The organism is Brachyspira sp. G79, from assembly GCF_002379365.1.
In the GTDB taxonomy this organism is placed as follows: Bacteria; Spirochaetota; Brachyspiria; order Brachyspirales; family Brachyspiraceae; genus Brachyspira.
Genome location: NZ_JQIU01000008.1, coordinates 570874 through 595013 on the forward strand (window position 1 = coordinate 570874; position 24140 = coordinate 595013).

Annotated in this window: 20 protein-coding genes and 1 riboswitch; of the genes, 7 read left to right on the plus strand and 13 right to left on the minus strand. The window is 28.8% G+C overall.

Annotated elements, in window-relative coordinates:
- Positions 1 to 96 precede the first annotated feature (96 nt).
- Positions 97 to 1053: an alpha/beta hydrolase gene (locus KQ44_RS03970; protein WP_096736326.1), complete on the minus strand. Its 957-nt coding sequence runs from the start codon at positions 1051 to 1053 to the stop codon at positions 97 to 99.
- A gap of 118 nt (positions 1054 to 1171) precedes the next feature.
- Here KQ44_RS03970 and KQ44_RS03975 point away from each other — a divergent pair, with 118 nt between their 5' ends.
- Positions 1172 to 2302, plus strand: a complete 1131-nt coding sequence (locus KQ44_RS03975; protein WP_096736327.1) for a glycosyltransferase family 4 protein — start codon at positions 1172 to 1174, stop codon at positions 2300 to 2302.
- A gap of 77 nt (positions 2303 to 2379) precedes the next feature.
- Positions 2380 to 4257, plus strand: coding sequence for an AMP-binding protein (locus KQ44_RS03980; RefSeq protein ID WP_096736328.1), 1878 nt, complete (start codon positions 2380 to 2382; stop codon positions 4255 to 4257).
- 65 nt (positions 4258 to 4322) lie between these two features.
- Here the strand turns inward: KQ44_RS03980 and KQ44_RS03985 are convergent, their stop codons facing one another.
- Positions 4323 to 6260 carry a methyl-accepting chemotaxis protein gene (locus tag KQ44_RS03985; RefSeq protein ID WP_096736329.1) on the minus strand — a complete coding sequence of 646 codons (1938 nt, stop codon included), beginning with the start codon at positions 6258 to 6260 and terminating at the stop codon, positions 4323 to 4325.
- Between the two features lie 306 nt (positions 6261 to 6566).
- On the opposite strand from KQ44_RS03985, the gene ilvD reads away from it, so the two are divergent.
- Positions 6567 to 8249, plus strand: coding sequence for a dihydroxy-acid dehydratase (gene ilvD / locus KQ44_RS03990; protein ID WP_096736330.1), 1683 nt, complete (start codon positions 6567 to 6569; stop codon positions 8247 to 8249).
- Positions 8250 to 8588: 339 nt separating this feature from the next.
- Entirely contained in the window at positions 8589 to 9674 is a 1086-nt protein-coding gene (locus KQ44_RS03995) for an iron-containing alcohol dehydrogenase family protein (RefSeq protein WP_096736331.1), read from the plus strand.
- 90 nt (positions 9675 to 9764) lie between these two features.
- Here KQ44_RS03995 and thiM read toward each other — a convergent pair whose 3' ends face one another.
- From thiM to KQ44_RS04035, 8 genes are all read right to left on the minus strand, one after another.
- A complete protein-coding gene (gene thiM, locus KQ44_RS04000; protein WP_096736332.1) occupies positions 9765 to 10553 on the minus strand; it encodes a hydroxyethylthiazole kinase in 789 nt (262 codons plus the stop codon).
- Positions 10554 to 10622: 69 nt separating this feature from the next.
- A riboswitch (TPP riboswitch) is annotated at positions 10623 to 10745 on the minus strand.
- Positions 10746 to 10766: 21 nt separating this feature from the next.
- Positions 10767 to 12110 (minus strand): sulfatase-like hydrolase/transferase, encoded by a 1344-nt coding sequence (locus KQ44_RS04005; RefSeq protein WP_096736333.1) that lies wholly within the window; start codon positions 12108 to 12110, stop codon positions 10767 to 10769.
- Between the two features lie 27 nt (positions 12111 to 12137).
- Positions 12138 to 13625: a sulfatase gene (locus KQ44_RS04010; RefSeq protein ID WP_168171253.1), complete on the minus strand. Its 1488-nt coding sequence runs from the start codon at positions 13623 to 13625 to the stop codon at positions 12138 to 12140.
- Positions 13626 to 13631: 6 nt separating this feature from the next.
- Positions 13632 to 14375 carry an ABC transporter ATP-binding protein gene (locus KQ44_RS04015; protein WP_014488308.1) on the minus strand — a complete coding sequence of 248 codons (744 nt, stop codon included), beginning with the start codon at positions 14373 to 14375 and terminating at the stop codon, positions 13632 to 13634.
- 22 nt (positions 14376 to 14397) lie between these two features.
- Complete coding sequence (locus tag KQ44_RS04020) at positions 14398 to 15168, minus strand: ABC transporter ATP-binding protein (protein WP_096736334.1); 771 nt, start codon at positions 15166 to 15168, stop codon at positions 14398 to 14400.
- Positions 15150 to 15935, minus strand: a complete 786-nt coding sequence (locus KQ44_RS04025; RefSeq protein WP_096736335.1) for an ABC transporter permease — start codon at positions 15933 to 15935, stop codon at positions 15150 to 15152. Before KQ44_RS04025 ends, KQ44_RS04020 begins: the two co-directional genes overlap by 19 nt.
- The gene (locus KQ44_RS04030; protein WP_168171254.1) at positions 15935 to 16708 is read right to left on the minus strand and encodes an ABC transporter permease; all 774 of its coding nucleotides are present in this window, start codon (positions 16706 to 16708) and stop codon (positions 15935 to 15937) included. The genes KQ44_RS04025 and KQ44_RS04030 overlap by 1 nt, the downstream gene beginning before the upstream one ends.
- 25 nt (positions 16709 to 16733) lie before the next feature.
- On the minus strand, positions 16734 to 17771 hold the full coding sequence (locus KQ44_RS04035) for an ABC transporter substrate-binding protein (protein ID WP_096736336.1): 1038 nt from the start codon (positions 17769 to 17771) through the stop codon (positions 16734 to 16736).
- A gap of 104 nt (positions 17772 to 17875) precedes the next feature.
- Between KQ44_RS04035 and KQ44_RS14795 the strand changes: the two genes are divergently transcribed.
- Together KQ44_RS14795 and KQ44_RS14800 are read left to right on the plus strand one after the other, a co-directional pair.
- Entirely contained in the window at positions 17876 to 18466 is a 591-nt protein-coding gene (locus KQ44_RS14795) for a radical SAM protein (RefSeq protein ID WP_240516469.1), read from the plus strand.
- Positions 18402 to 18998: an SPASM domain-containing protein gene (locus KQ44_RS14800; RefSeq protein WP_240516470.1), complete on the plus strand. Its 597-nt coding sequence runs from the start codon at positions 18402 to 18404 to the stop codon at positions 18996 to 18998. The genes KQ44_RS14795 and KQ44_RS14800 overlap by 65 nt, the downstream gene beginning before the upstream one ends.
- 15 nt (positions 18999 to 19013) lie before the next feature.
- Here the strand turns inward: KQ44_RS14800 and uvrC are convergent, their stop codons facing one another.
- The 3 genes from uvrC to KQ44_RS04055 all read right to left on the minus strand — a co-directional run bounded on the left by uvrC (position 19014) and on the right by KQ44_RS04055 (position 22574).
- Positions 19014 to 20855, minus strand: a complete 1842-nt coding sequence (gene uvrC, locus KQ44_RS04045; RefSeq protein ID WP_096736337.1) for an excinuclease ABC subunit UvrC — start codon at positions 20853 to 20855, stop codon at positions 19014 to 19016.
- A 24-nt stretch (positions 20856 to 20879) separates the two neighbouring features.
- Complete coding sequence (gene mnmH, locus KQ44_RS04050) at positions 20880 to 21920, minus strand: tRNA 2-selenouridine(34) synthase MnmH (protein ID WP_096736338.1); 1041 nt, start codon at positions 21918 to 21920, stop codon at positions 20880 to 20882.
- Positions 21921 to 22001: 81 nt separating this feature from the next.
- Positions 22002 to 22574 carry a hemolysin III family protein gene (locus KQ44_RS04055; protein ID WP_240516472.1) on the minus strand — a complete coding sequence of 191 codons (573 nt, stop codon included), beginning with the start codon at positions 22572 to 22574 and terminating at the stop codon, positions 22002 to 22004.
- A 304-nt stretch (positions 22575 to 22878) separates the two neighbouring features.
- On the opposite strand from KQ44_RS04055, the gene KQ44_RS04060 reads away from it, so the two are divergent.
- Positions 22879 to 24140: BspA family leucine-rich repeat surface protein (locus KQ44_RS04060; protein ID WP_143277873.1), on the plus strand; the 1262-nt coding region annotated here is incomplete at its 3' end.

A 24140-nucleotide genomic window follows, 5' to 3' on the forward strand; every position in this document is an offset into this window, starting at 1 on the left:
TTTTATTTATATTAATTTGTCAATGATATATGATGAAAAAAACTATACTGCAAAAATATTTTATAATTACAGTATAGTTAAAACATTAATAAAAAATTATTTTTTATATTTGTTTATAAACTTCTCAACTAAGTCAAATATGTCTTTAGTCCAGAACTGCCAATCTCCATGGTCAGCATCTTTAAGTGCATAAAACTCATATACTCTGTTTTCTTCTTTTAGTTTATCAGCTAAAATCTTACTCTGATTAAAAGGTACTAGAGAATCAGCCATTCCATGTGCCAAAAATATAGGAGGTAAATTATCCGCTTTTGAAATCTCATAATAAGGACTTATTCTTTTAGCTTCTTCTGGAAAATCATAAACATTTTTTCTGCCAATCAAAATGCCTTCTGGGCTATCAGCATCTCCAGTAGTTGAGCCTAAAGGATCATTTCTCATCTCAAGCAAATCTGTAGGAGGATAATATGATATTATTGCATTAATATTAGGTATTGTATTGTCATTTTCGCTTAAAGGTATTGCTGTAAATAATGCAGTATGTGCTCCTGAAGAATCGCCCCAAACAAATATATTATTGGTATCTGCATTATATTTATCAGCATTATTTATCATAAAATTAATAGCATCTCTAGTGTCTTCAATTTGTGCTGGAAAAACTGCATCATCGCTTGGTCTGTATTCTACTATTGCTACGACATAGCCTCTTCTAGCAAAATCTCCAAGTGCAATTAAATTTCTATATACATTCTGCTTTCTCCATGCCGAGCCTTGTATATAAACTATCAATGGATATCTTGCATTAGCGTCAACTTCCAGAAGTCTTGGAACTAATATCTGAAGTGTTAAATCTGTATTGTCTTTACTAGCATAAACAACATTAGGTTTATAATCAATATTGTAAGTAATATTTTTTTGTTCAACTATTATGCTTTTATCTTCATTCGTATACATTGTAAAATTGTTCATATCATTTTCCTTCTTTGAATTAGCGTTATTACATGATATAATAATAGAAAAAATAATAATCATTAAAATAAATATGTTTTTCATTTTCACTCCTTAATATATAACATTATACGTGTATGCAAATACATAATATGATTAATATAAAAAAAATCAACAATAAATTCTACTTGTAAGATTATAAAAAATAAATTATTATTAAAGTATGAACAATTACAATATAAAAAAAATAGCTGTACTCCACCCTACATTCGGATATAATGGCGGAGCTGAAAATGTAATATTATCAAGTGCTGAATATTGGCATAGCATTGGTATAGAAACAGTAATTTATACTTATGGATTAAAAGATAATGCCCCAGATTATATAAATCAAATAAAAACAGATATTACATTAAACCCTTTTATATTTAATAAAACATCTAAATTTTTAGCTAATGAATTAAAAAACTACGATGCAGTTTTAATACATAATTTCCCAGCTACGATATTTTTTGGACTTGCATACAATTATGCTAAAAAAAATAATATAAAATTACCTAAGAGTTTTTGGTACTGCCATGAGCCAAGTGTAAGACTTTATGGATATGATGATGAAAGCTATAAAAGACTTCAAAAAACTTTGGATATAATAGCAAGATACACTATGCATTTAGACAGACTTGGGGTAAGCAAAATAGATTATATAATATCAAACAGTATAAGAACAAAAGAAGGTATTAAAAGAGTTTATAATAGAGAAGCTGAAGTTATATATCCGTGCATTACATCAAATATTGATTTTCTTCCTATAAAAGAAAGCGAACATTTTTTATATATAGGAAGGATAGAAAAACCAAAAAATATAGAAAATGCATTATCCGCTTTTAAAATATTATTAGAAAATATTGATAATAAAGATTTAAAATTTATTATAGCTGGAAAAGGAAGGCATGAAAAATATTTAAAAAACTTTGTAAAAAAAATTAATTTAGAAAAGAATATAATATTTAAAGGTTTTGTATCAGAAGAGGAAAAAAAAGAATTATTAAATAAAAGCTATGCTCTTGTAATGCCTGCTGTAAATGAACCATTTGGACTTACGGTTATGGAGGCATTATACTGCTCCTGCATATCAATAATATCAAATAAGTCTGGAGTTTATGAGGCTGTTAAGGACTATTCTATAAGCTGTAATACAGAAAATATAGAAGAAATTTATAAAGCTATGCTACTATCATATAAAGATAAAGAAATAAAAGAAAAATTCATAAAATTATCTAAGTCATCAATACATAATTTCACGGTATCATCATACAGTGAAAATATGATAAAATACATTGTAAAGTACTTGTAATATTTTCAATATGTATTATAGTTATAATTCACTACTCATTTTATATACAAAATAGTTATAATTAATTAGGAGATTTTATGAGAAATTATACATCTATACCTAGTGCTTTTTTTGAAACAGTACAGAATATGCCGCAAAGTCCTGCATATAGATATAGAAATAATAATGATGAAAAAGTTACAATTACATATAAAAAACTCTATGATAAAGTAAATGCAATAGCCAAAGCATTTGAAGTAAAAGGATTAGCACAAAAACATGTAGCTATATTTTCTGAAAACAGAATAGAATGGTTTGTATGCGATATGGCACTATTGGCATTAGGTTCTGCCGATGTACCTAGAGGTATAGATTCCACTTCTGATGAGTTAAACTATATAATAGAACACAGCGAAGCTGAAGCCGTACTTGTAGAAAATAAATATGTATTTGAAAAAATAAAAAAACATCATAGAGATTTATCATTAATAGTTTTGCTTGACAGTTCTATGCATGACCCTGAAAATAATATATATGCTTTTGATAAATTTGAAGAACTTGGAGAGGAACATTTAAAAGGCGATGAAGAGTTCGCCATAAAAAAAGCAGCCAAATTAACAAATCAAAGCACAGCAACTATAATATATACTTCTGGCACAACTGGAAAACCTAAAGGTGTAATACTCACTCATGGAAATATACTTCATAATGTGAGAGTTCTCCCAGATATAATAAAATTAAAAGCAGGAGAAAAACTTTTAACTATTCTTCCTATATGGCATATATATGAAAGAACAATATCATATGTAACTGCTATAATAGGCTGTTTTACCGCTATAACAAATAAAAGATATTTAAAAAATGATTTTACAGAAGAAAAACCAGATATATTTATTTCAGTACCTGCCATATGGGTTAATATATATAATACTGTGATGAAAAATATAGACAGAAAAAATGTATTTCTAAAGAAGTTTATTAAGTTTATAATAAAAAGATCTATAAGCTATATAAGAAGTGTAAGATATCAAAATGATTTAGTTTATCTTATTGGAGATGAAAAAAGAGAAGATAAAAAAGCAGAATATAGCATAGGAATGTTTGATCCTCTATTTCATAAAATGGCTAAAAAAATGGTATACAGTAAAATAATGGAATTAACAGGGGGAAAGATACGTCTTACAATATCAGGAGGCGGTGCATTACCTATGTATATTGAGGATTTTGTTGAGGCAGTGGGTATAAATCTAGTAGTCGGCTGGGGAATAACAGAAACTTCTCCAGTAGTTACATTAAGATCTCCGTACAAAAATTACAGAGGAACATGCGGAGCTCCTATTCCAGAAGTGAGAATTGAAATTAGAGATAAAGACGGTAATCCATGTAAAGATGGAGTTATGGGAGTTTGCTGGATTAAAGGACCGAATATATTTAAAGAATATTATAAAGACCCCGAATTAACCGCACAGGCAAAAATAGATGATTTCTTTAATTCTGGAGACTTGGGAACATATACTCAGGAAGGAGAAATAGTTTTAACAGGAAGGGCTAAAGAAACTATTGTTCTTCTTACTGGTGAAAATGTAGAGCCTCAGCCTATAGAAAATAAGGCTATGGAATCAAGCTATATATCACAGATAATGCTTGTAGGTCAGGATAAAGCATCTACTGGTGCAATAGTAGTTATCAATAAAGAAAATATTAAATACCATTTTGATAAAGAAAAGATTGCCTACGATGAAAAAAATCTTGCCTCTTCAAAAGAAGTTTATAAACTTATAAGAGAAGAATTAGACAGACTTATCAATTATAAAAATGGTTTCAGACCTTATGAAGCTATAGCAAAAATTATTATAACTGATGAAGAGTTTACCATTGAAAACGGACTTCTTACACAGTCTCTAAAAATAAAAAGAGCCAATGTTACAGAAGCATATAAAGATAAAATAGAGGCTCTATACGAGAAAAAATTATAATAATATAAAATATTTTTAATTTAGTATGATACTACTATCATGCTAAATTAATCCATATATACTTCTTAATTATTTTTTAATCTAAAATATTCTATTGCTTTAATAAGCTCATTAGCCTCATTTAATAATGACTCTGATGCGGAAGTAGCTTCAGTAACTAAAGAAGCATTCTTCTGTAAGGCTGCATCCATATTATTAATAGCTATATTTATTTGTTCTATGCCTCTTTCCTGTTCCTGAGCTGCTGTATTTATTCTGTCCATCAAAGAAGAGGCATTATCCATCTTTTCAGATATTTCCATAAATATATCCTTAGATTCTTTAACACTTTTAGCAGCTAAATTAATTTTTTCATTACTGTCATTGATTAATGAAGTAATATTTTTTACTGATTCCTGAGTATTCTGTGCTAAGTTTCTTACCTCGCTTGCCACTACAGCAAAACCTCTTCCCTGCTCTCCTGCACGTGCTGCCTCTACAGAAGCATTTAATGCTAGTATATTAGTTTGAAAAGCAATATTTTCTATAAGTTTGGTAATATCCATAATCTTATTGCTTGCCTCATAAACATCATCCATTTTGCTTACACTGTCCTCTACTATTTCACCTGCCTTATTCAAATGATCTTTAGCCTCTGATACCATAGCAGTGCTTGATGCAACATTTTCTGCAGACTCTTTAATAGCACTAGCCATCTCATTCATAGAAGCTGCAGTCTCTTCCAAACTTGAAGCCTGAGACTCTGTTCTTTCAGATAAATCATTATTTCCCATTAAAACTTGATTTGCTGCTGTAGAAACTTGTTCGGCTGAGCTTTTTACAGTATGAATAATTTTGTTAAAATTGTTCATAGATTTATCCCAGCCTCTTGCTATATCACCCCATTCATCTTTTCTTTTATCAAAGCCTTTAGGCATAGACACGGTCAAATCTCCATTAGACATATCTAAAATATCTCTAGCCAAAGAATTAATAATATCAGACACTTTTTTCTTGATAATAAATGGTATGAATACAGCAAATATAATAACAATCAGTGCTAATATGATAATAAGAAAATTTCTCATAATGATACTGTCTTTCAATATTATATCTTTAGGGGCTGCTAATTCTAATCCCCAATATACCCCTTTTGATATTTCTATAGGTGTAAAAGCATAAGTAAAATGTTTTTTTCCGCTTTCACCATATGCTTCTATTATTGAAAACTTTCCAGCCTGTATATTTTCAAATATATTATATTGTTTGTAATGAGGATATACTTCATAAATGTTTTTTGAAATATCATTTTTACTAAGTGTATCATATACTAAAGATCCGTTCTGGTCATAAAGCATTATTAAAGTACCTTCAAAAGGTGCAATATCTTTAAGCAAAGAAGTAACAGAATCCACGAATATATCAACATAAATAACACCTATAAATTTATTATTTGGTTTGATAGGTATGCATAATGTAAAAAGTACTGTTCCAACATTAACTGTAGAATTATAAACTCCAGATACATATATATCTCCAGTTCTTTTAGGTTCTGTGTAATAATCCGCATTAAAAGTATCTATTGATAAATATGCTTCTCCATTTCTTGATATATAATAATTAAATCTGCCGTTAGCAGTTCTATATTCTGAATTTGTATAATCTGCATCATTATCTAAAGCATTAGGTTCAAAAGCTATTGAAAGACCATTTATATCATCAGGAAGGCTATTGAAAAATACTGAAGTTAATTGTTTATAAGTTTCTCTTTCTCTTATTCCTCTGTTATAGATGTTTTCTATATTAACTTTAAGCCCCATTACATTATATAAATGATTATTTATTGTATCTTTTATACTATTTGCCTCTTTTAAAGAAGTCTCTTCTAATATTTTATATGACAGCCTTTTACTTATATTCCCGCTGTATATTGTTATAAATCCGTTTGCTAAAATTATAATTAATATAATTGGAATTAATATTGAAATAGTAATTTGAAATTGTAGACCAACTTTTTTAAACATGATTATCCTGCCCATACTGCTTGATTACAAATTTAATTTATTAAAAAAGAATTTTACTAATATAACCTAATATAACAATGTAAATTAGTAGAAAGATATTATCACAGAGAAATAAAAAAGTCAATAAAAATTTATAACAAATCAAATTTATTTAATAAATAATAATATTTGTTTAATAAAAAATCATATTTATTTTATAATAAGAAAAAATACAAAAAAACTCTTGATTTTTTATCATTCTGCTAATAGAATGTACGCATTACAATTTTACAATAAATAACAATTTTATTAAATGGAGAAATAATTATGAGTTTCAGAGAAAATAGTTCTTTAAGAAGCGACAGAGTATTAAAAGGTGATGAAAGAGCACCAAATAGATCATTGTTCTATTCTATGGGTTATACAGATGAAGAATTAAAAAGACCTCTGATTGGAATTATTTCTGCATACAGTGAAATTGTACCCGGACATATACATCTTGATAAACTCTCGCAGGCTGTTAAAGCTGGAGTTTTAATAGGAGGAGGTACTCCTATACTTATACCTTCAATAGGTGTATGCGACGGTATAGCTATGGGACATTTGGGAATGAAATATTCTCTTCCTTCAAGAGAGTTAATAGCTGATTCTGTTGAAAGTATGGTTATAGCACATGGTTTAGACGGAGTTGTACTAGTACCTAACTGCGATAAAATAGTTCCTGGTATGATAATGGGACTTTTAAGAATGAATATACCTGGTATAGTAATAAGCGGAGGAGCTATGCTTCCGGGGGATCATGGCGATGAGAAAATAAGTTTATCAAATATATTTGAGGCAGTAGGAGCAAAAAAGGCTAATCTTATAAATGATAAAGAATTAGAAGAATACGCACAAAATACATGTCCAAGCTGCGGTTCTTGTGCTGGTATGTATACTGCAAATAGTATGAACTGTCTTTCTGAGGCTTTAGGTATAGCTTTACCAGGTAATGGAACAATACCTGCTGTATATTCTGCTAGAACTTTGCTTGCTAAAAAAGCTGGAATACAGGTTATGGAATTATTAAAAAGAAATATAAAACCATTGGATATAATAACTCCAGAATCATTCAAAAACGCTCTTGCTGTTGACATGGCATTAGGCTGCTCTACAAACAGTGTTCTTCACTTACTTGCTATAGCTAATGAGGCTGGTATTCCAATAGATTTAAAAACTATCAATGAAGTAAGCGACCGCACTCCTAACCTATGCCATTTAGCTCCTGCAGGACATAATTATATAGAAGATTTATACAAAGCTGGCGGAATACCTGCTGTTATGAAAGAGCTTGACAAGGGGGGATTTATAAATACTTCCCTTCTTACTGCTACTGGTAAAACAATAGCTGAAAATATAAAAGATGCTGTTAATAAAAATAATAATGTTTTAAGAAATATAGAAAACCCTTACAGTAAAACAGGCGGAATTGCTGTACTTTGGGGTAATATAGCTAAAGACGGATGCGTTGTTAAACGTTCTGCTGTTGCCGATGAGATGCTTGTACATAAAGGACCTGCTAGAGTATTTGACAGTGAAGAAGAGGCAATATCAGCAATATATGCAGGTAAAATAAATAAAGGCGATGTTGTAGTTATAAGATATGAAGGACCTAAAGGCGGACCTGGTATGCGTGAAATGCTTAACCCTACTTCTGCTCTTGCTGGTATGAAACTAGATAAAGATGTTGCTTTAATTACTGATGGAAGATTTTCTGGTGCTTCAAGAGGTGCTTCTATAGGACACGTTTCTCCAGAGGCTGCAAGCGGTGGTGAAATAGCCTTTATAAAAGAAAATGACATCATTAGTATAGACATTCCTAATCATAAAATCAATTTAGAAATCTCTGATGAAGAAATGGAAAAAAGAAGAAAAGAGATTGCTATTAAACCTTTAGAAGAAATTAGAGGCTGGCTTGGAAGATATAGAAAACTTGTTCAGTCTGCTAATACTGGTGCTATATTAAAATAATTTTTAATGAAAAACAAATTGATGTTATAGTTAAGAGAATAGACTATAACATCAAATAAAAGCACTAATAATCTAAAAGTCATAACAAAAAATTAATATTACAGACTGCTTGGTTCCTATCTTTTAAGCCAGGATAAAAATTGTTTAGTTTATAGCGGATATAAGCGTAGACTAAATTTGTTTTAAACAAAAAATTTTTTATAAGGAGAGAAATATGATTATTAATTTCAATATATATGATATAGAAATACATACATTATATAAATAAAAAATAATTTAATAAATTAAAAACAACTTACTTAAAATTTAAATAATAATATTAATTACAAGGATTGAAAAATGAGTACAGAAAATTTATTTTTACCTAATTTTAGTATAGGAAAAGACGCTTATAAATATATATATGATATATGTTCAAATTATGGAAACAAAGCCGTTATAATATCTGGAAAAAAATCTCTTCAGGCATCAATAGAACTTATACTGCATAATATAAAAGATATAAACATAACTGGAATGCTTCACTACGGAGGTAATTCTACTTTTGAAAATGTTGATTTCCTTAAAGAAAAAAAAGCTGTAATGGAAGCGGATATGATATTTGCTGTAGGAGGCGGAAGAGCATTAGACACATCAAAAGTTTTAGCAGATATGATGAATAAGCCTATATTTACATTTCCAACATTAGCTTCAAACTGTGCTGCTGTAACTTGTTCATCTGTTATATATTATAATGACGGAAGTTTCAGGGAAATGTTCAATTTGAAAAGACCGCCTTTACATACATTTATAAATACTGAAGTTATATTAAACTCTCCTGAAAATTATTTTATAGCTGGTATATCAGATGCACTTTCTAAACAATATAAAGCATTATTATACACAAGAGATGAAAATTTAAATTATAAAAATTTTTTAGGTATAGAAGTTATAAAAAATTGCTCTAATGATATATTGAAATATTATTCAGAAGCGGCAGATGATTTCAGGAATAAAAAAGTAACAGATGCTCTAAACAGAGTTATACTTCATATAATATACACAGTAGGATTAACATCTATAATGATAAAAGATAATTATCATATGTCTTTACACAACAGATTAATAAAATTAAAAAGAATAGGAGAAAAAGTGCTGCATGGCGAATTAGTATCATATGGTATATTACTGCTTCTTACTATAGACAAACAATACGATGCCAGAGAGGATATTTTTAAGTTTAATAAATTTATGTCTCTTCCTACATGCTTAAAAGATATAGGCATAAATAATTTTAGCTTAGAAGATGAAGATTTTAATACAGCATTAGATGGTACACTTGCCCTTGATGAGTTAAATATAAGTACATATAAAGCTGATAAAGAAATGATATTAAAAGCCATCATAGATTTAGAAGAATATAATAATAGTCAGTACCTAAAATAAAAAAGTATATGTTTAAACAATGGACTTTAATATTAAAGCCCATTGTTTATTACTAACTCCCAATAATAAAAAAATCAATTAATTTAGATATTATTCTCTTACCCTTAAAGAAGCGTTATTTATATTAAGTTTATAAAGCTCATCAATGAATGAAACAGCGAAACTAGCAGGAGCGTTAGCCTTTTTTGAAGCCATATCTCCAGCCTCAGCCATTATACACATAGCAGAAGATGCAGCAATTAAAGGTTCAGATACCGCAAGCATAGCAGCAGTAATTGCCGTAGAAGTACAGCCCATACCAGTATTTAATGACATCAAAGGAGATCCTCCGCTTACATATAATACTCTATTTCCGTCTGTTACAATATCAGTTTCTCCGCTTATGCTTACAACAGTATTATATTCTTTGGCTAAATGTTTACCAGCCTCCAGTGCCATATTAACATTAGCAGTGCTGTCTACTCCTTTAGTTTTGATACTCTCACCAGCAAGCACCATTATCTCAGAGGCATTTCCTCTTATTACTTGAGGACTGTAATTTTTCATTATATCTATAGAAGTTTTAGTTCTTAATTTTGTTGCCCCAGCACCCACAGGATCAAGCACAAAAGGAACATTTTTTTTATTTGCTATTTTGCATGCACTATGCATAGCCTCAATAGAAATAGAAGTTAATGTTCCGATATTAATAACAAGTGATGAAGCAATAGAAAGCATATCTTCAAACTCTTCTTTTTCAAATGTCATAACTGGAGAAGCACCTACTGCAAGCAAGGCATTAGCAGTAATCTGCATAACAACATAATTGGTAATGTTATGAACTAATGGACTTTTCGCTTTCATATCAGTAATTGCTTTAGATATTTCCTCTTGTGTCATATATTAATCCTTAAAAATAAAAATTATTAGGAAAACTTTATTGGATTATTTTTAGATGTGCAAAAATGAATTGAGTACAAAATATTTCCCTACACTGGCATTATCCAACAGGTTATAAGGGTCTAAGTTCATCTATAAAACTTAATAAATAAAACTTACTCTCAGCCTTTTAAAGCTCCCCTAATTTCTATACATTATAGAATAAAATTATAATTAATCAATAGTTATATCCATACATTCTATTTTTTTTATTTTATTTTTTATTATATTCTTTAATATATTTAAAACTTCTGAATAATTAGGATCTTTTACAACATTATTTAATTGCAATGGATCTTTTTTCAAATCATATAATATATAACTTTGATAATGCATACTATCCTTATCTTTAGCAGGATTTTTATTAGGATCGTAAATAGCAAATGTATACTCAGGAGTTCTTATAGCTCTTCCAACAAAACTTTCACTTATTTGTAAGAATGCAATATTTTCATGATTATTATCAGCTATAATATCCTGTATAGCTTCTCCATCCATATTATTATTTTCTATTCCTGCAATTTTTAATATAGTAGGCGGAAGATCTATTAAGCTTATGATCTTTTCTTCTCTTTTTGAAGAATTAAAATCCCCACCCCTTATTATAAGCGGAACATGTATTGCAGCATCTTCGCATGCTCTCTTATAATCATCATATCCATACTCAGGCAATGATTTATTTCTAGTTCTAAAATGAGACCCATGATCACTAGTATATATTATAATTGTATCGTCTAATAATTTTTTTTCTTCTAATTTTTCTCTTATTCTTCCAAAATTATAATCTATAGAATTACAAGCCCCCAAATAATCTGCATAATTTTCTTTAGAATCGCCATAGCCCAATGCTTTAATATCTTCTGGTATTTTACAATTGCCAAATTTTTCTTTAGAATAAAGAGGACCCTCATATTTATTTTTATTATTTTGATGATGAGGCTCTAAATATGATATAAATAAAAAGAAAGGTTTATCATTATTTCTCTTATCTAAAAAATCTAAAGCATAATCAGTTACCGCATCAACCCTATATTTTTCAAATTCTACTTTATTCATATCCTTATCAAATAAATATCCTTTAAATCCATCTGAAGTAAACTCAAGCACATCTGATGCTACCCAATAATCTTTATATCCACCTCTTTTTTTCTCTGGTATTGGATTAAATATATAATCTTCTTTAGAAGTATCCCTTCCAAGTCCATCAGTAGCTAAGTGCCATTTTCCAACATAAGCAGTTTGGTATCCATTTTCATTTAATAATTTTGCTATTGTAGTAATATTTTCAGGTAAAGATATAGCATTGACAAACACTCCAGCCTTTGAAGAATATAATCCTGTTTGCAAAGATGCTCTGGCAGGACCGCATACAGGCTGACATGTAAAAGTATTATCAAAAATAGTACCCTCATGTCCTAATTTATCCAAATTTGGTGTTACATCTAGTTCCTGCCCGTATATTCCCATTGTATCCCATCTTTGCTGATCTGAAAAAACAAATAAAATATTTTTTTTCATATTCAATTTCTCCTTAATTTATTATGACTATTTATATTTATTATACTCTTCTAATATTCCTAATTTTATATATTCTTCTATTGGGGCTTCATTTTCTATCATCAATAAAACCATATTTTTAATCATTTCTTTTTTTATATTTTCATCTTCTATAGGGGTTTCTTGTTTATGATCATTTAATAAATCATATAAAACCCAGTCCAATTTATCTATTAAAGTCATCTTTTTAGGCAAAGTCAAATATTCTATTTTCATAACCTTGCATCCTTTGGTAAAACTAAAACCATTATGAAGTTCCATAGTTTTTAGTTCATCCATACTAAAAAAATCAATCATATGAGTAGGCATCAAAGTATAATTATATAAATGTATATCTTCTTTATTTGTGTAACCTTTCATAAGAATATACCTACCGTCAGTAATGCATATTTGATTGGCATGCATTCCAAATAAGGCATATTCTCTAATTTGATTATCATTCTTTATAGTTTCTTTTAAAGAAAAACCTTTCATATCCTTTGTCTTTTCAATACCAAAAAAATCTAAAATAGTAACAGGTATATCTATAGTCTGAACCAATGCTTTTCTTCTTTGCTCTATGTTTTTTGATTCATTATTTTTTGTTTCATATATAAAAAGAGGTATATTTGATATTTCATTATATAACTGATGTATATTTTTTCCCCAGCAATTATGCTCACCTAATAAAAAACCATGATCTGTATTAACTATTAAAACAATATCTTCTTTTGAATTATCAATATAGTCTAAAAGCTTACCAAGATAATTATCGCACATAGATAATAAAGCGGCATACATATATCTGCAATGCTCAACTTCATCATTATTTTCTTCTACCTTTGAATAGTTTGGCCAATCAAAATATAAATCATCATAATTAAAATCATAATTGTTTTTATATTTATCATAAGTAAAATATGGTTCATGCGGATCAAAGCATTCTATCTGTAAAAACCAATTATCCTTGGTTATATTATTATTTAAAAAATCGAATGCTAACTGAAATACCTTCCTTAAAGGATGATCATTTTCATTTTTCATATATTCTCTATTTATTCGATCTTGTTTATTAACAATACCTAAATACTTTTCAGGTAAATCAAAAAAACCTAAATCAGCTTTCCAATGATCAGCCTCTTGTCCTCTTACAATTTCCCAGCTATTATACCTGTTATGATAAGTAGCCCCTCCGTCTTCCCAATAATGAAGATGATCGCTTATTAAATGAGTATATATTCCATTTTTTTTTAATATTTCTATAGCAGAATCATCAAAAGGTTCTAATGGTCCCCAACTTCTATGCAAAAAATTATATCTTGCTGTATGAAGTTCTCTTCTTGCTGGCATACAAGGTAAACTTCCAGCATAACAATTATCAAATGTAACAGCTTTTTCTGCTAATCTTTTAAAATTAGGAGTTTTAGTCCAAGTGCATCCATATGGTTCTAAAAAATGTTTATTAAGAGAATCAAACATCAGCATTATAAGCTTCATATAATTCTACCACCATTTAATCAAATCAGTTACATAATTTCTAAGTCTGACAAATTCTTTATCAGCAATATCTCTAGGTCTAGGCATATTATTTTCTACTATAGTTTTTACTTTTGTAGGTTTATTAGTAAGCACCATAATATTTTCACCCAAATAAACAGCTTCTTCTATATTATGAGTAATAAAAATAACTGTTGTTTTAGTTCTCTGCCAAAGTTTTACTAATTCATCTTCAAGTTTATATCTAAGTTCTATATCTAATTGAGCATAAGGCTCATCCATAAGTAAAAGCTCCGGATACATAGCAAAAGCTCTAGCTATTACAACTCTTTGAAGCATACTAGCTGACAGTTCATATGGATAATATTTTCTAAATTTACTAAGCCCTACTATCTCTATAAATTCATCTACCCTTCTCTTCTTTTCTTCTTTTGGAATTTTTTTCACATCAAGACTAAATGCAACATTTTCTTCCACATTTCTCCAAGGCATAGTAGAGTTTTCTTGAAAAATATATGCTATATTATGTTTTTTTAAATTTACAGGCTCATCATCGATAAGTATCTCACCAGATGTTATATCGTAAAGTTTAGTTAAGCTATTCAAGAAAGTAGTCTTTCCACATCCTGTGGGTCCTACAACACATAATAAATCACCCTTATTAACATTAAATGAAATATTATCTAAAACTAGCAAATCTCCAAATTTTTTAACTAAATTATTAACTTTTACTTTTATTTCTTTTTCCATAAAAAACAACTCTTAATAATAATTAAACTATTCTATCAGATACCAATGCAGATAATTCTTTCCTTAAACTTAAAAACTTACTATCTACATAGCTTCTAGGTCTTGGCAAATCAATAATATATTCTTTATCTATAGAAGTAGGACATTCATTTAAAACTACAATCCTGTCGGCAAGGTATATAGCCTCTTCTACATTATTAGTAACAAATACTATTGTTCTTTTTTCTTTTTCCCATATTCTAACTAATTCTTCCTGCATAAGATATCTAGTCTGTGCATCAAGAGCTCCAAAAGGCTCATCCATAAGCATAACAGCAGGTTCATTACAATAAGCCCTTGCAATACCAACTCGTTGTTTCATTCCTCCTGAAATTTGAATAGGGTAAGAATTTTCAAAACCATTAAGCCCGACCAAATCTATATAATACTGAGCTTTTTCTCTTCTTGTTTTTTTATCGATACCTCTTATTCTTGGTCCATATTCTACATTTCCCATAACAGTATACCAAGGAAATAAAGATATAGTCTGATATACAACACCTCTATCTATACCAGGTCCCTTTACAGGCTTATCATTAACTATAACCTCTCCAGAAGTAGTTTTTTCAAGCCCTGCAATTATATTAATAATTGTAGTTTTTCCGCATTGACCAGGACCAAAAAAAGCTAAAAATTCATTTTCTTTAACTTTTAAATTTAAAGATTTTATTACTTCAAAATTTGTATTTTTAGTTACAAAAGTTTTAGAAATATTTTTCAGTTCTATCATATATTTTACGAATTCTTGTTCCATGAGCATAATTTATCCTCTACTTTTCTCATAATGATAGCCAAAATATATCCTACTATACCTATTGCCATTATACCAACTAATATTTGTGTAGTATTATTAGTTTCCTGTCCATTAATTATAACCCATCCTGCCCCTTCAGAAGATCTCACCATCTCAGCACCAACAACAGTAGCCCAGCTAACAGAAACAGCTACCTGCAAACCTGCAAATATAACTGGTACAGAAGAAGGTAATACTACAGTAAACAAAGTTTGTATTTCATTAGCTCCAAGCATTTTAGAAGCACCTATTAAAGTTTTATCTACATTTTTTGCACCATAATATGCATTCAAAGTAATTGTATTGAAAGCAGCTAAAAATATTAAAAAATATTTTGAAAGCTCTCCAAGACCAAACCATAATATAGCTATTGGTATCCATGCTATAGGAGGTATAGGTCTTATCAATTGATATATAGGATCAAATACTGCACAAATATATCTATTCCAACCCATCAAAACTCCCAAGGTAATACCTAATATTGCAGCTACAACATAAGCTATTAAAACTCTGGATAAACTCCATGCTACATGTCCTATAATAGAATATTTACCTATTGGCTTAACTAATGTATAGAAAAACTCATATATTACAGTAAAAGGACCCGGCATTAATTTTCCAAGCTCGCTGAAAGAAACTGCTAACTGCCATATAATTATAAAAACTACAATAGATATTACAGCAGCAAAAAATGACAGATACATATCTTTGAATTTACTACCTTTCATCACCATTTTGCTCCTCTTAGTATTAGTTTTTCAATCAAACCTATTAAATAGGTTAATATAGAACCTATAATACCTATAGCTATCATTCCTGCTATAATAATGTCAGTTCTATACATACCTCTTGACTGCTGAATCATAAAACCAAGACCTTTAGTAGAAGCTAATAATTCTGCAGCTACCAAAGCAGTCCAAGAAGCTCCTAAAGCAGATCTGACACCTGTTAAAATCATAGGAACAGAAGTAGGTATAGCTATCATATATAACAATTGCCAATTAGAAGCACCTGATGTTTTTCCTACCCATATATGAACATCTTTAGTTTGTCTAATTCCGCTATAAGAATTAACCACACAGGCTATAAACGATGATAAAAATATTACCATAGCCTTAGACATTATTCCTATACCAAAAAATATTATCATAAGAGGTATCCAGGCTATTCCTGGAATTGGACGAAGCAAATCAAAAAGAGGTCTTACAAACATATCTACAGGCTTATACCAAGCCATTAATATACCCAATGGAATTCCTATGATTAAACCTAAAAAATAACCTATTAAAGTTATCTGCAAGCTAGAAGCCATATGCTCTATCATAGTAGCTCCATCAGGTGATTTGTCATACAATTTTACTATAAAAGTTTTAATAACTGTTATAGGGCTAGGAAGTAAAGATGGTGTAAATATTTTCATTACATCGGTAACCAAGTACCATATAAATAATAATAAAAATATTGATAATGCTGATATTAAAATATATTTGGCATTTTTCATATACACCCTCTCATTTTTTATTTACTTACTTATCAACTTTTACGTCTATACCCAAAGCATCTTTTATAACAGATACATCATAAGATTTTTGAACATTTGGTAATGTATCTTTGGATATTTTATTATCTTCATAGAAGAATTCAGCAGTTCCTGTCATACCATCACCAAATACATAAGTATCTTCCTGCATCATAGCTGGAGTGACATAAACCTTATAATTGATATCATTATCTAAAGTTTTATCATCATAAACCCTTCCATTTCTTTCAAACCAATCTTTTTCAAAGTCATATCTTGTCTGATAGTCAGAAAGTATTTCAGAAGCTTTATAAGTTGCCCTGATAAATTTAACAACATCTTCTCTTCTTTCTTCCAAAAATTTAGTGCCTACATATATTCCATCCATAGATACAACATCAGTAGCATCTTCAAAAGTAGCAGCTAAAATATAACCTGCTTCCCTAGCTTGGAAAGAATGAGGAGGACTAGCAGCTATAGCATCGCCTTCACCTGCTATAAATGCCTGATATGCAGGACCATTATCCATATGTATCATTTTTATATCATTTCCTCCAAGACCAAATTTCTTAGCATAACCTATGGCATTAAATTGTGCTGTAGTACCTAAAGGACCAAGTATCTGCAAGCCTCTTACTGTTTCAACACTTCCTAAAATATTTGAATTTCCTGGAACTTTTCCAACTTCTTTTGCTATAGGACTGTCTTGTCTTACAAATATTCCCATACCGCCTGTAGTATTAACTTCTCCAATCCATTTTGCATTACCTTGTGCTAATGCAAATACAGAAGCCAAACCGCTAGCTGCTATATCTATTTCTCCAGCTGCAAAAGCTTCATTTATTGGAGCACCGCTGGCAAATGTTAAAATTTCTATTTCAATACCTTCATCAGCATACATGTTATTTTCTAAAGCATAAGCTATAGGTAAAGCAACAGTATTTACCATTGTTCCGACACGTATCTTCTTTGAAGAAGAAGATTTTGTACCGCATGATATTAAAATAGAAACCAACAATAACAATGCAAGAATATATTTCTTCATATGATACTCCTCATATATTTATATTACCCTATCAGTATAGTAAAAAAATGTCTAGAATTCAACTATATATTGAAATTTATACCATTTCATATTAAGATATGGCAATGAATAATGTATCTGTATTAATCAAACCCTCATCATCTTTATGCAATATAAAATGCAAATACTGCTTTTACATAGATGAAGCAAAAAATAGAAAAATAGAAAATAACGGTATTATGACTGAAAAAGTAATGACAGCCATAATAGATAAAGTATTTCAAAATGCTGATAAAAATGTATTGTTTTCATTTCAAGGCGGAGAGCCTACTACTGCAGGAATAGAATATTTTAATTCGTTTATAGATTATGTTAATAATAGAAATAAAAAAAATATTAATATAAATTACAGTATACAAACTAATGGTATATTAATAGATGATAAATGGTGTGAGTTATTCAAAAAAAATAATTTCTTAGTCGGACTTTCTTTTGATATGATAAAAGATATTCATGATAAATATAGAACAGACAAAATGGGAAATGCCACATACAATAAAGTATTGGAAACTAAAAAATTATTTGATGCATTTAACATAGAATACAATATACTCACAGTATTAACATCTGAACTATCTAAATATCCTAAAGATGTATACAAAAAGATTAAAAAAACTCAATATAAAATATACTCAGTTTATACCATGTCTCTCTGAAATAAATTCATACAGTAATGAATATTCTATAAAACCAAAAGAGTTTGCAAATTTCTATAAAGAAATATTTTCATTATGGAAGGAAGATTTTTTTAATAATAATTATTACAGCATTCAGTTCTTTGATAATATAATACCATTATTGGGAGGCGGATATACGCCTATGACCTGCGGTATAAACGGAATATGTACAAATCAGATGATAATAGAAAGTAATGGAGATGTTTTTCCTTGCGATTTTTACTGCGTGGATAATTATAAATTAGGTAATATAGCAGACGAAGATTTTGATAATATTTATTACAATCAAAAAGCTAAAGATTTTATTAATGAAAAGACTGATATAATAAATAATGATGATTATAAATTATGCCGTTTATGCAGGTATTTTAAAATATGCCGACTAGGATGCAAAAGAATGTTAGAAAATATGTATATAGATAATAAAGATAAAACTTTTTGTGGATATAAAGATTTTCTTGATTATAGTATAAATGACATAATAAAAGTATGGAAAATTGTATCAAAATAGAAATTATAATAGCTGCTATTTATGAAAATGATCGTAAATATTATTAGCTACTTTATAACTAATACCAGGTATATTTCTTATGCTTTCAAAAGATGCATTTTTTATATTATCTATATTTATAAAATGAGCATATAGTTTTTCTATTCCTTTTTTTCCTAATCCATTTATACCTTCAAGCTCGCTTTTAACCATCTCTCTGCTTCTTTTCTTACCATGACTAGTATTAACCCATCTATGCGTTTCATCTCTTACCTTCTGTAAAAAAAGTCTTGCTGGTTCATTATCACTAAGTCTTACTGGTTCATTTCTATTGGGCAAATATATCTCTTCAAATTTTTTAGCTAATGCCATTATAGGCTGACCTTTTATATCAAGTTCTTTCAATGCCTCTATTGCTGAATTGAGCTGTCCCTTTCCTCCGTCTATAAGTATCAAGTCTGGAAAAGTAAGATTCTCATCTCTAAGCCTTTTATATCTTCTATATACCGCCTCTTTTATAGAAGCAAAATCATCTATTCCAGTAACTGTTTTCATATTAAATATTCTGTAATTTTTATTATCTGATACCCCATTAACAAAACGCACCATTCCAGCCATAGTATAGCTTCCCTGAATATGGGCTATATCGAAAGATTCTATTATACTAGGAGCTTTTTTAAGTTTAAATATTTCCTTAAGTCTTGTTATGCCAAGAGGAACTTCTCTGATAAGTGCTTTTTCTCTAAATATATGTTTAGCATTTTCATTTGCTATGGACATCAAACCTTTTCTGCTTTTATCAAATTTTATATCAACTTCTCTGCCTGATATTTGTTTTAAATAATCTTTTATAATATCAATATCCATAACAGCAAAATCTACAGATATGGACGCAGGTATCAAATTAGCATGAGTGTAATACTGAGTAAAGAAGGCAGAAAGTATCTCAGAATATTTTGATACGCCTTTTTCTGCATAATATTCATCATTATTAGGAGACTGCATACTGAAAGTTTTTCTGTCTGCAAGTTTTCCTCCTTTAACTGATAATATAACTATTATATAATTTCCATTTTCTCCATAAGCTCCTATTATATCAATATCATCGCTCTCTGGAATATATATGCTCTGCTCTACTGTTATATATTTAAGCAAATCAATTTTATCCCTCAAATCTTTTGCAGCCTCAAATTCTAACTTTTCTGCATGCTGAAACATATCCTGTCTTAGTCTTGCAGAAAGCTCATCAACATTTCCTTCAAGCACCATAATGGCATCATCAATAGTTTTATCATAATCTTCTTCATTTATCAAATCCGCACAAGGAGCAGTACATTTTCCTATATGATAATAAAGGCAAGGTCTTATGGGCTTTTTCAATGGGAAATCATATTTGCATCTTCTTAACTTAAAATTATCTATAACAAACTTTACTATATTATCAGCCTTCTCAGCAGCAACATAAGGTCCGTAATACTTTTTATATTTTTTAGCGTTCTCTTTATCTATAACATTTCTAGCCTTTATTACTCTTGGAAAATGTTCATTTGTTACCGCTATAAAAGGAAATGATTTCTGATCTTTAAGAAGTATATTATAATGAGGTTTATGCTTTCTTATCATCTCTGCTTCTAATATTAAAGCCTCGACTTCATTTTCTGTGAGTATATAATCAATATCTCTTATATGCTCTACTAATGCTGTAGTTTTAGCGTCTTTATTTGAATTATTAAAATATGATGATACTCTTTTTTTTAATGATTTTGCTTTACCTATATATATTATAGTTTCTTTGCTGTCTTTCATAAAATATACTCCAGACTTATCTGGAATACGTTTCAATTTTTCATGTATATAACTTTTAATTTCCTGATTCATAATTTTTTGTTACTGCCGTCCAAATTAACATTTCACTCTTGCTAATATTAAATCCACTATTTCATCAAAGTTCTGATTTTTACATTCTATAGATACAAGTCTCTCTTCATCATCAGTAATACTGAGTTTATAAGCCTTATCATAATAATAAAGCATATTTAGTACGCATTCGTACATTTTTCCATTATCAAGCAATTCTAATGATTCCTTTAATCTCTCGCCGCCTAAACGTTTTTTTATTTTTAATATAGATTCTCTTAAATCATCAATGCTGTATTTTCCATAAGTATTAACTATATATAGAGCCCTACATTCCTGAGGTATATCCAAATAAATTATCTTCTCAGCATCTCTCATATTATTAAATAATGATTTAGGTATAGCACGTCTTCCTATAAGTAGACTCTCATCTTCAAACCATAAAACAGAATTAATATCATATTTAGAAAGTTCAAAAGACAAAAGATTCTCAAATTGTTCCTGACTAGGCTGTTCGCCCTCATCTATCCAGCCGAATGCTGAGCCTTTATGTTTTGCTATTTTCTCTAAATCTATTACATTAAAGCCTTTATCTTTTAATCTCTTTAGTATAAGAGTTTTACCGCTTCCAGTTCTTCCAGTAAGAAGGTATATTCTATATTTTTTTTCAAATGAAGATAATACATAATTTCTATATTTTTTATATCCGCCTTCAAGTACATAAACATCATATCCATAGCTCGAACAAAGCCAAGCAACAGACTCACTTCGCATACCACCTCTAAAACAATGCATAAGTATTTTATTTGTATTATTATAATTTTTAGCTATATCGTCTATGCTCTTTAATATATCCGTCATTCTTACAGATACATATTCTAATCCCTTTAATACAGCCTCCTTTCGTCCTACCTGCTTATAAATAGTACCTACATTTTTACGCTCTTCATCATTAAACAAATATACATTATATGCATCTGGTATATGAGCATGTGAATATTCTATAGGAGAACGTACATCTATTATTGGTAAATTCTCTTCTCTTTGCATTCTCAAAAAATCATCTATATTAATACGCTTAACCATTTATGCTCCATTACTGAAAGGATAACTTTATAATAATATAGATAAAATAAAAAATGTAAAGTGTTTTAAATAAAAAATAAATTATATAACATAGCTGTATAAAAACCAGTAATGAGCAAAAGAACCTGCAAGTACAAATATATGAAATATGTCATGCGTAAACTGTTTTGATTTATCATTAAACCTCTTACCAAGTGCATACAAGAAAGCACCTATAGTATAAAATATACCGCCGAATATAAGCCAATTTAAATGAAGCACATCAAAAGAATTTAATAAAGGTTTGAAAGCGAATATTATTATCCAGCCCATTAATACATACAATAGCACTCTTAAATATATATTTTTGTACTTAAAAACTGTGTTTGACAATACCCCTATCAAAGCACCGCCCCATATAACAGATAAAATCAATATACCAATATTTTTTGGAAGAGAAAATATACAAAGCGGAGTATAAGTTGCTGCTATAAAAATATATATTCCTATATGATCAAATTTTCTAAATAATTTTTTTACTCTTCCGTATGGGAAAAAGTGATATAGAGAACTAAATGTATATAAAAATATTATACCTACACCATAAATTATAACTGGCAAAGGATTACCATGCACTTTTATAAGCATAAGTACCAATCCTGCTATAGCAAGCAAAGCACCTGCTCCATGGGATACTGCCGAGTAAAGCTCGCCTATTTTTTTATTTTTTTATCTATTTTTAATTTACTATTATTTAATTTATCATGATTAATTAATTGAACTACTGAAGTATTAGCCATATATTTATCCTCCGTTATTTATTATTTTATTTATGATATTCTAAACAATATCTAAATAAAATAAATAAGTTAAAATAACTATGTTTAGAGATTATCATTAGCTAATTATTACTATTTTATTAAAATCTGGTTAAAAATAATATATTTAGAATATTATAATAAAGCACTTGAGGATTTTTATGCATAAATACAAACCAGAAACAAAAGATGAACTACAAAAGTTAGTACAAGATGAAAATATTTACTTGGGCGATATTGATACAAGTTTAATTACCGACATGAGCGGACTATTCTCATTTGAAGGAAGAAAAGATTTTTCAGGCATAGGAAATTGGAACACTTATAATGTTACAAGTATGAGAGGAATGTTTTATAATTGCTATAGTTTTAATGAAGATATACAAAAATGGAATGTTTCTAATGTTAAAGATATGGGACATTTATTTTATAACTGCATAAATTTTAATCAAAATATTTCTGAGTGGAATGTATCAAATGTTACAGATATACGAGGAATGTTTAATGGATGTAAAAATTTTAATCAAAATATAAATGATTGGAATACAAGTAAAGTGAAGGATATGTCACTTATGTTTAGAGGCTGTATAGATTTTAATCAGCCTTTAGATAATTGGGATACTTCTAATGTAATAAGTGCTACTGGTATGTTTATGAATTGTAGAAATTTCAATCAAAATATTAATAATTGGAATGTTTCTAAATTAGAATATGCTAATAGTATGTTTGAAGAATGCTGGAATTTCAATCAGCCTTTAGATGAATGGAATACTTCTAGTGTAATAAGTACTGCTAGTATATTTAAGCATTGTATAAACTTCAATCAAAATATTAATAGTTGGAATGTTTCTAAATTAGAATATGCTAATAGTATGTTTGAAGATTGTTATAGTTTTAATCAGCCATTAGATAAATGGGATACTTCTAATTTGAAATATATATCAAATATGTTTAAATTTTGCTATGAATTTAATCAGCCATTAAATACTTGGAATACATCTCAAATTATAGAAATGGATTATGTTTTTGATAAAGCTAAAAAGTTTAATCAGACTTTGGATAAATGGGACACTTCTAATGTAGTATCTATGCAATGTTTATTTTATGATGCAGAAAGTTTTAATCAGCCTTTGGGTACTTGGAAAGTTAATAAAGTAGAAAATATGATTGGAATGTTATTTAGAAGCGGATTTCAGTATTATGATTCTTTAGAGGATTGGAATATTGAATCTCTTGAGTATTTAGGAGATTGGTCTGATGTTATTTCTAAAAATATAGATAAATTAAGTTTGAAATGGATTTTATATTTATATACTTTTGATAATGAAAATAAAATTGTAATTAAAAAAATAGAGGATAATATAAAAGAGATTTATAAAATAGCTTCAGAAATAAAAAATAAAAAAGTTCAATCAGCTAAAAG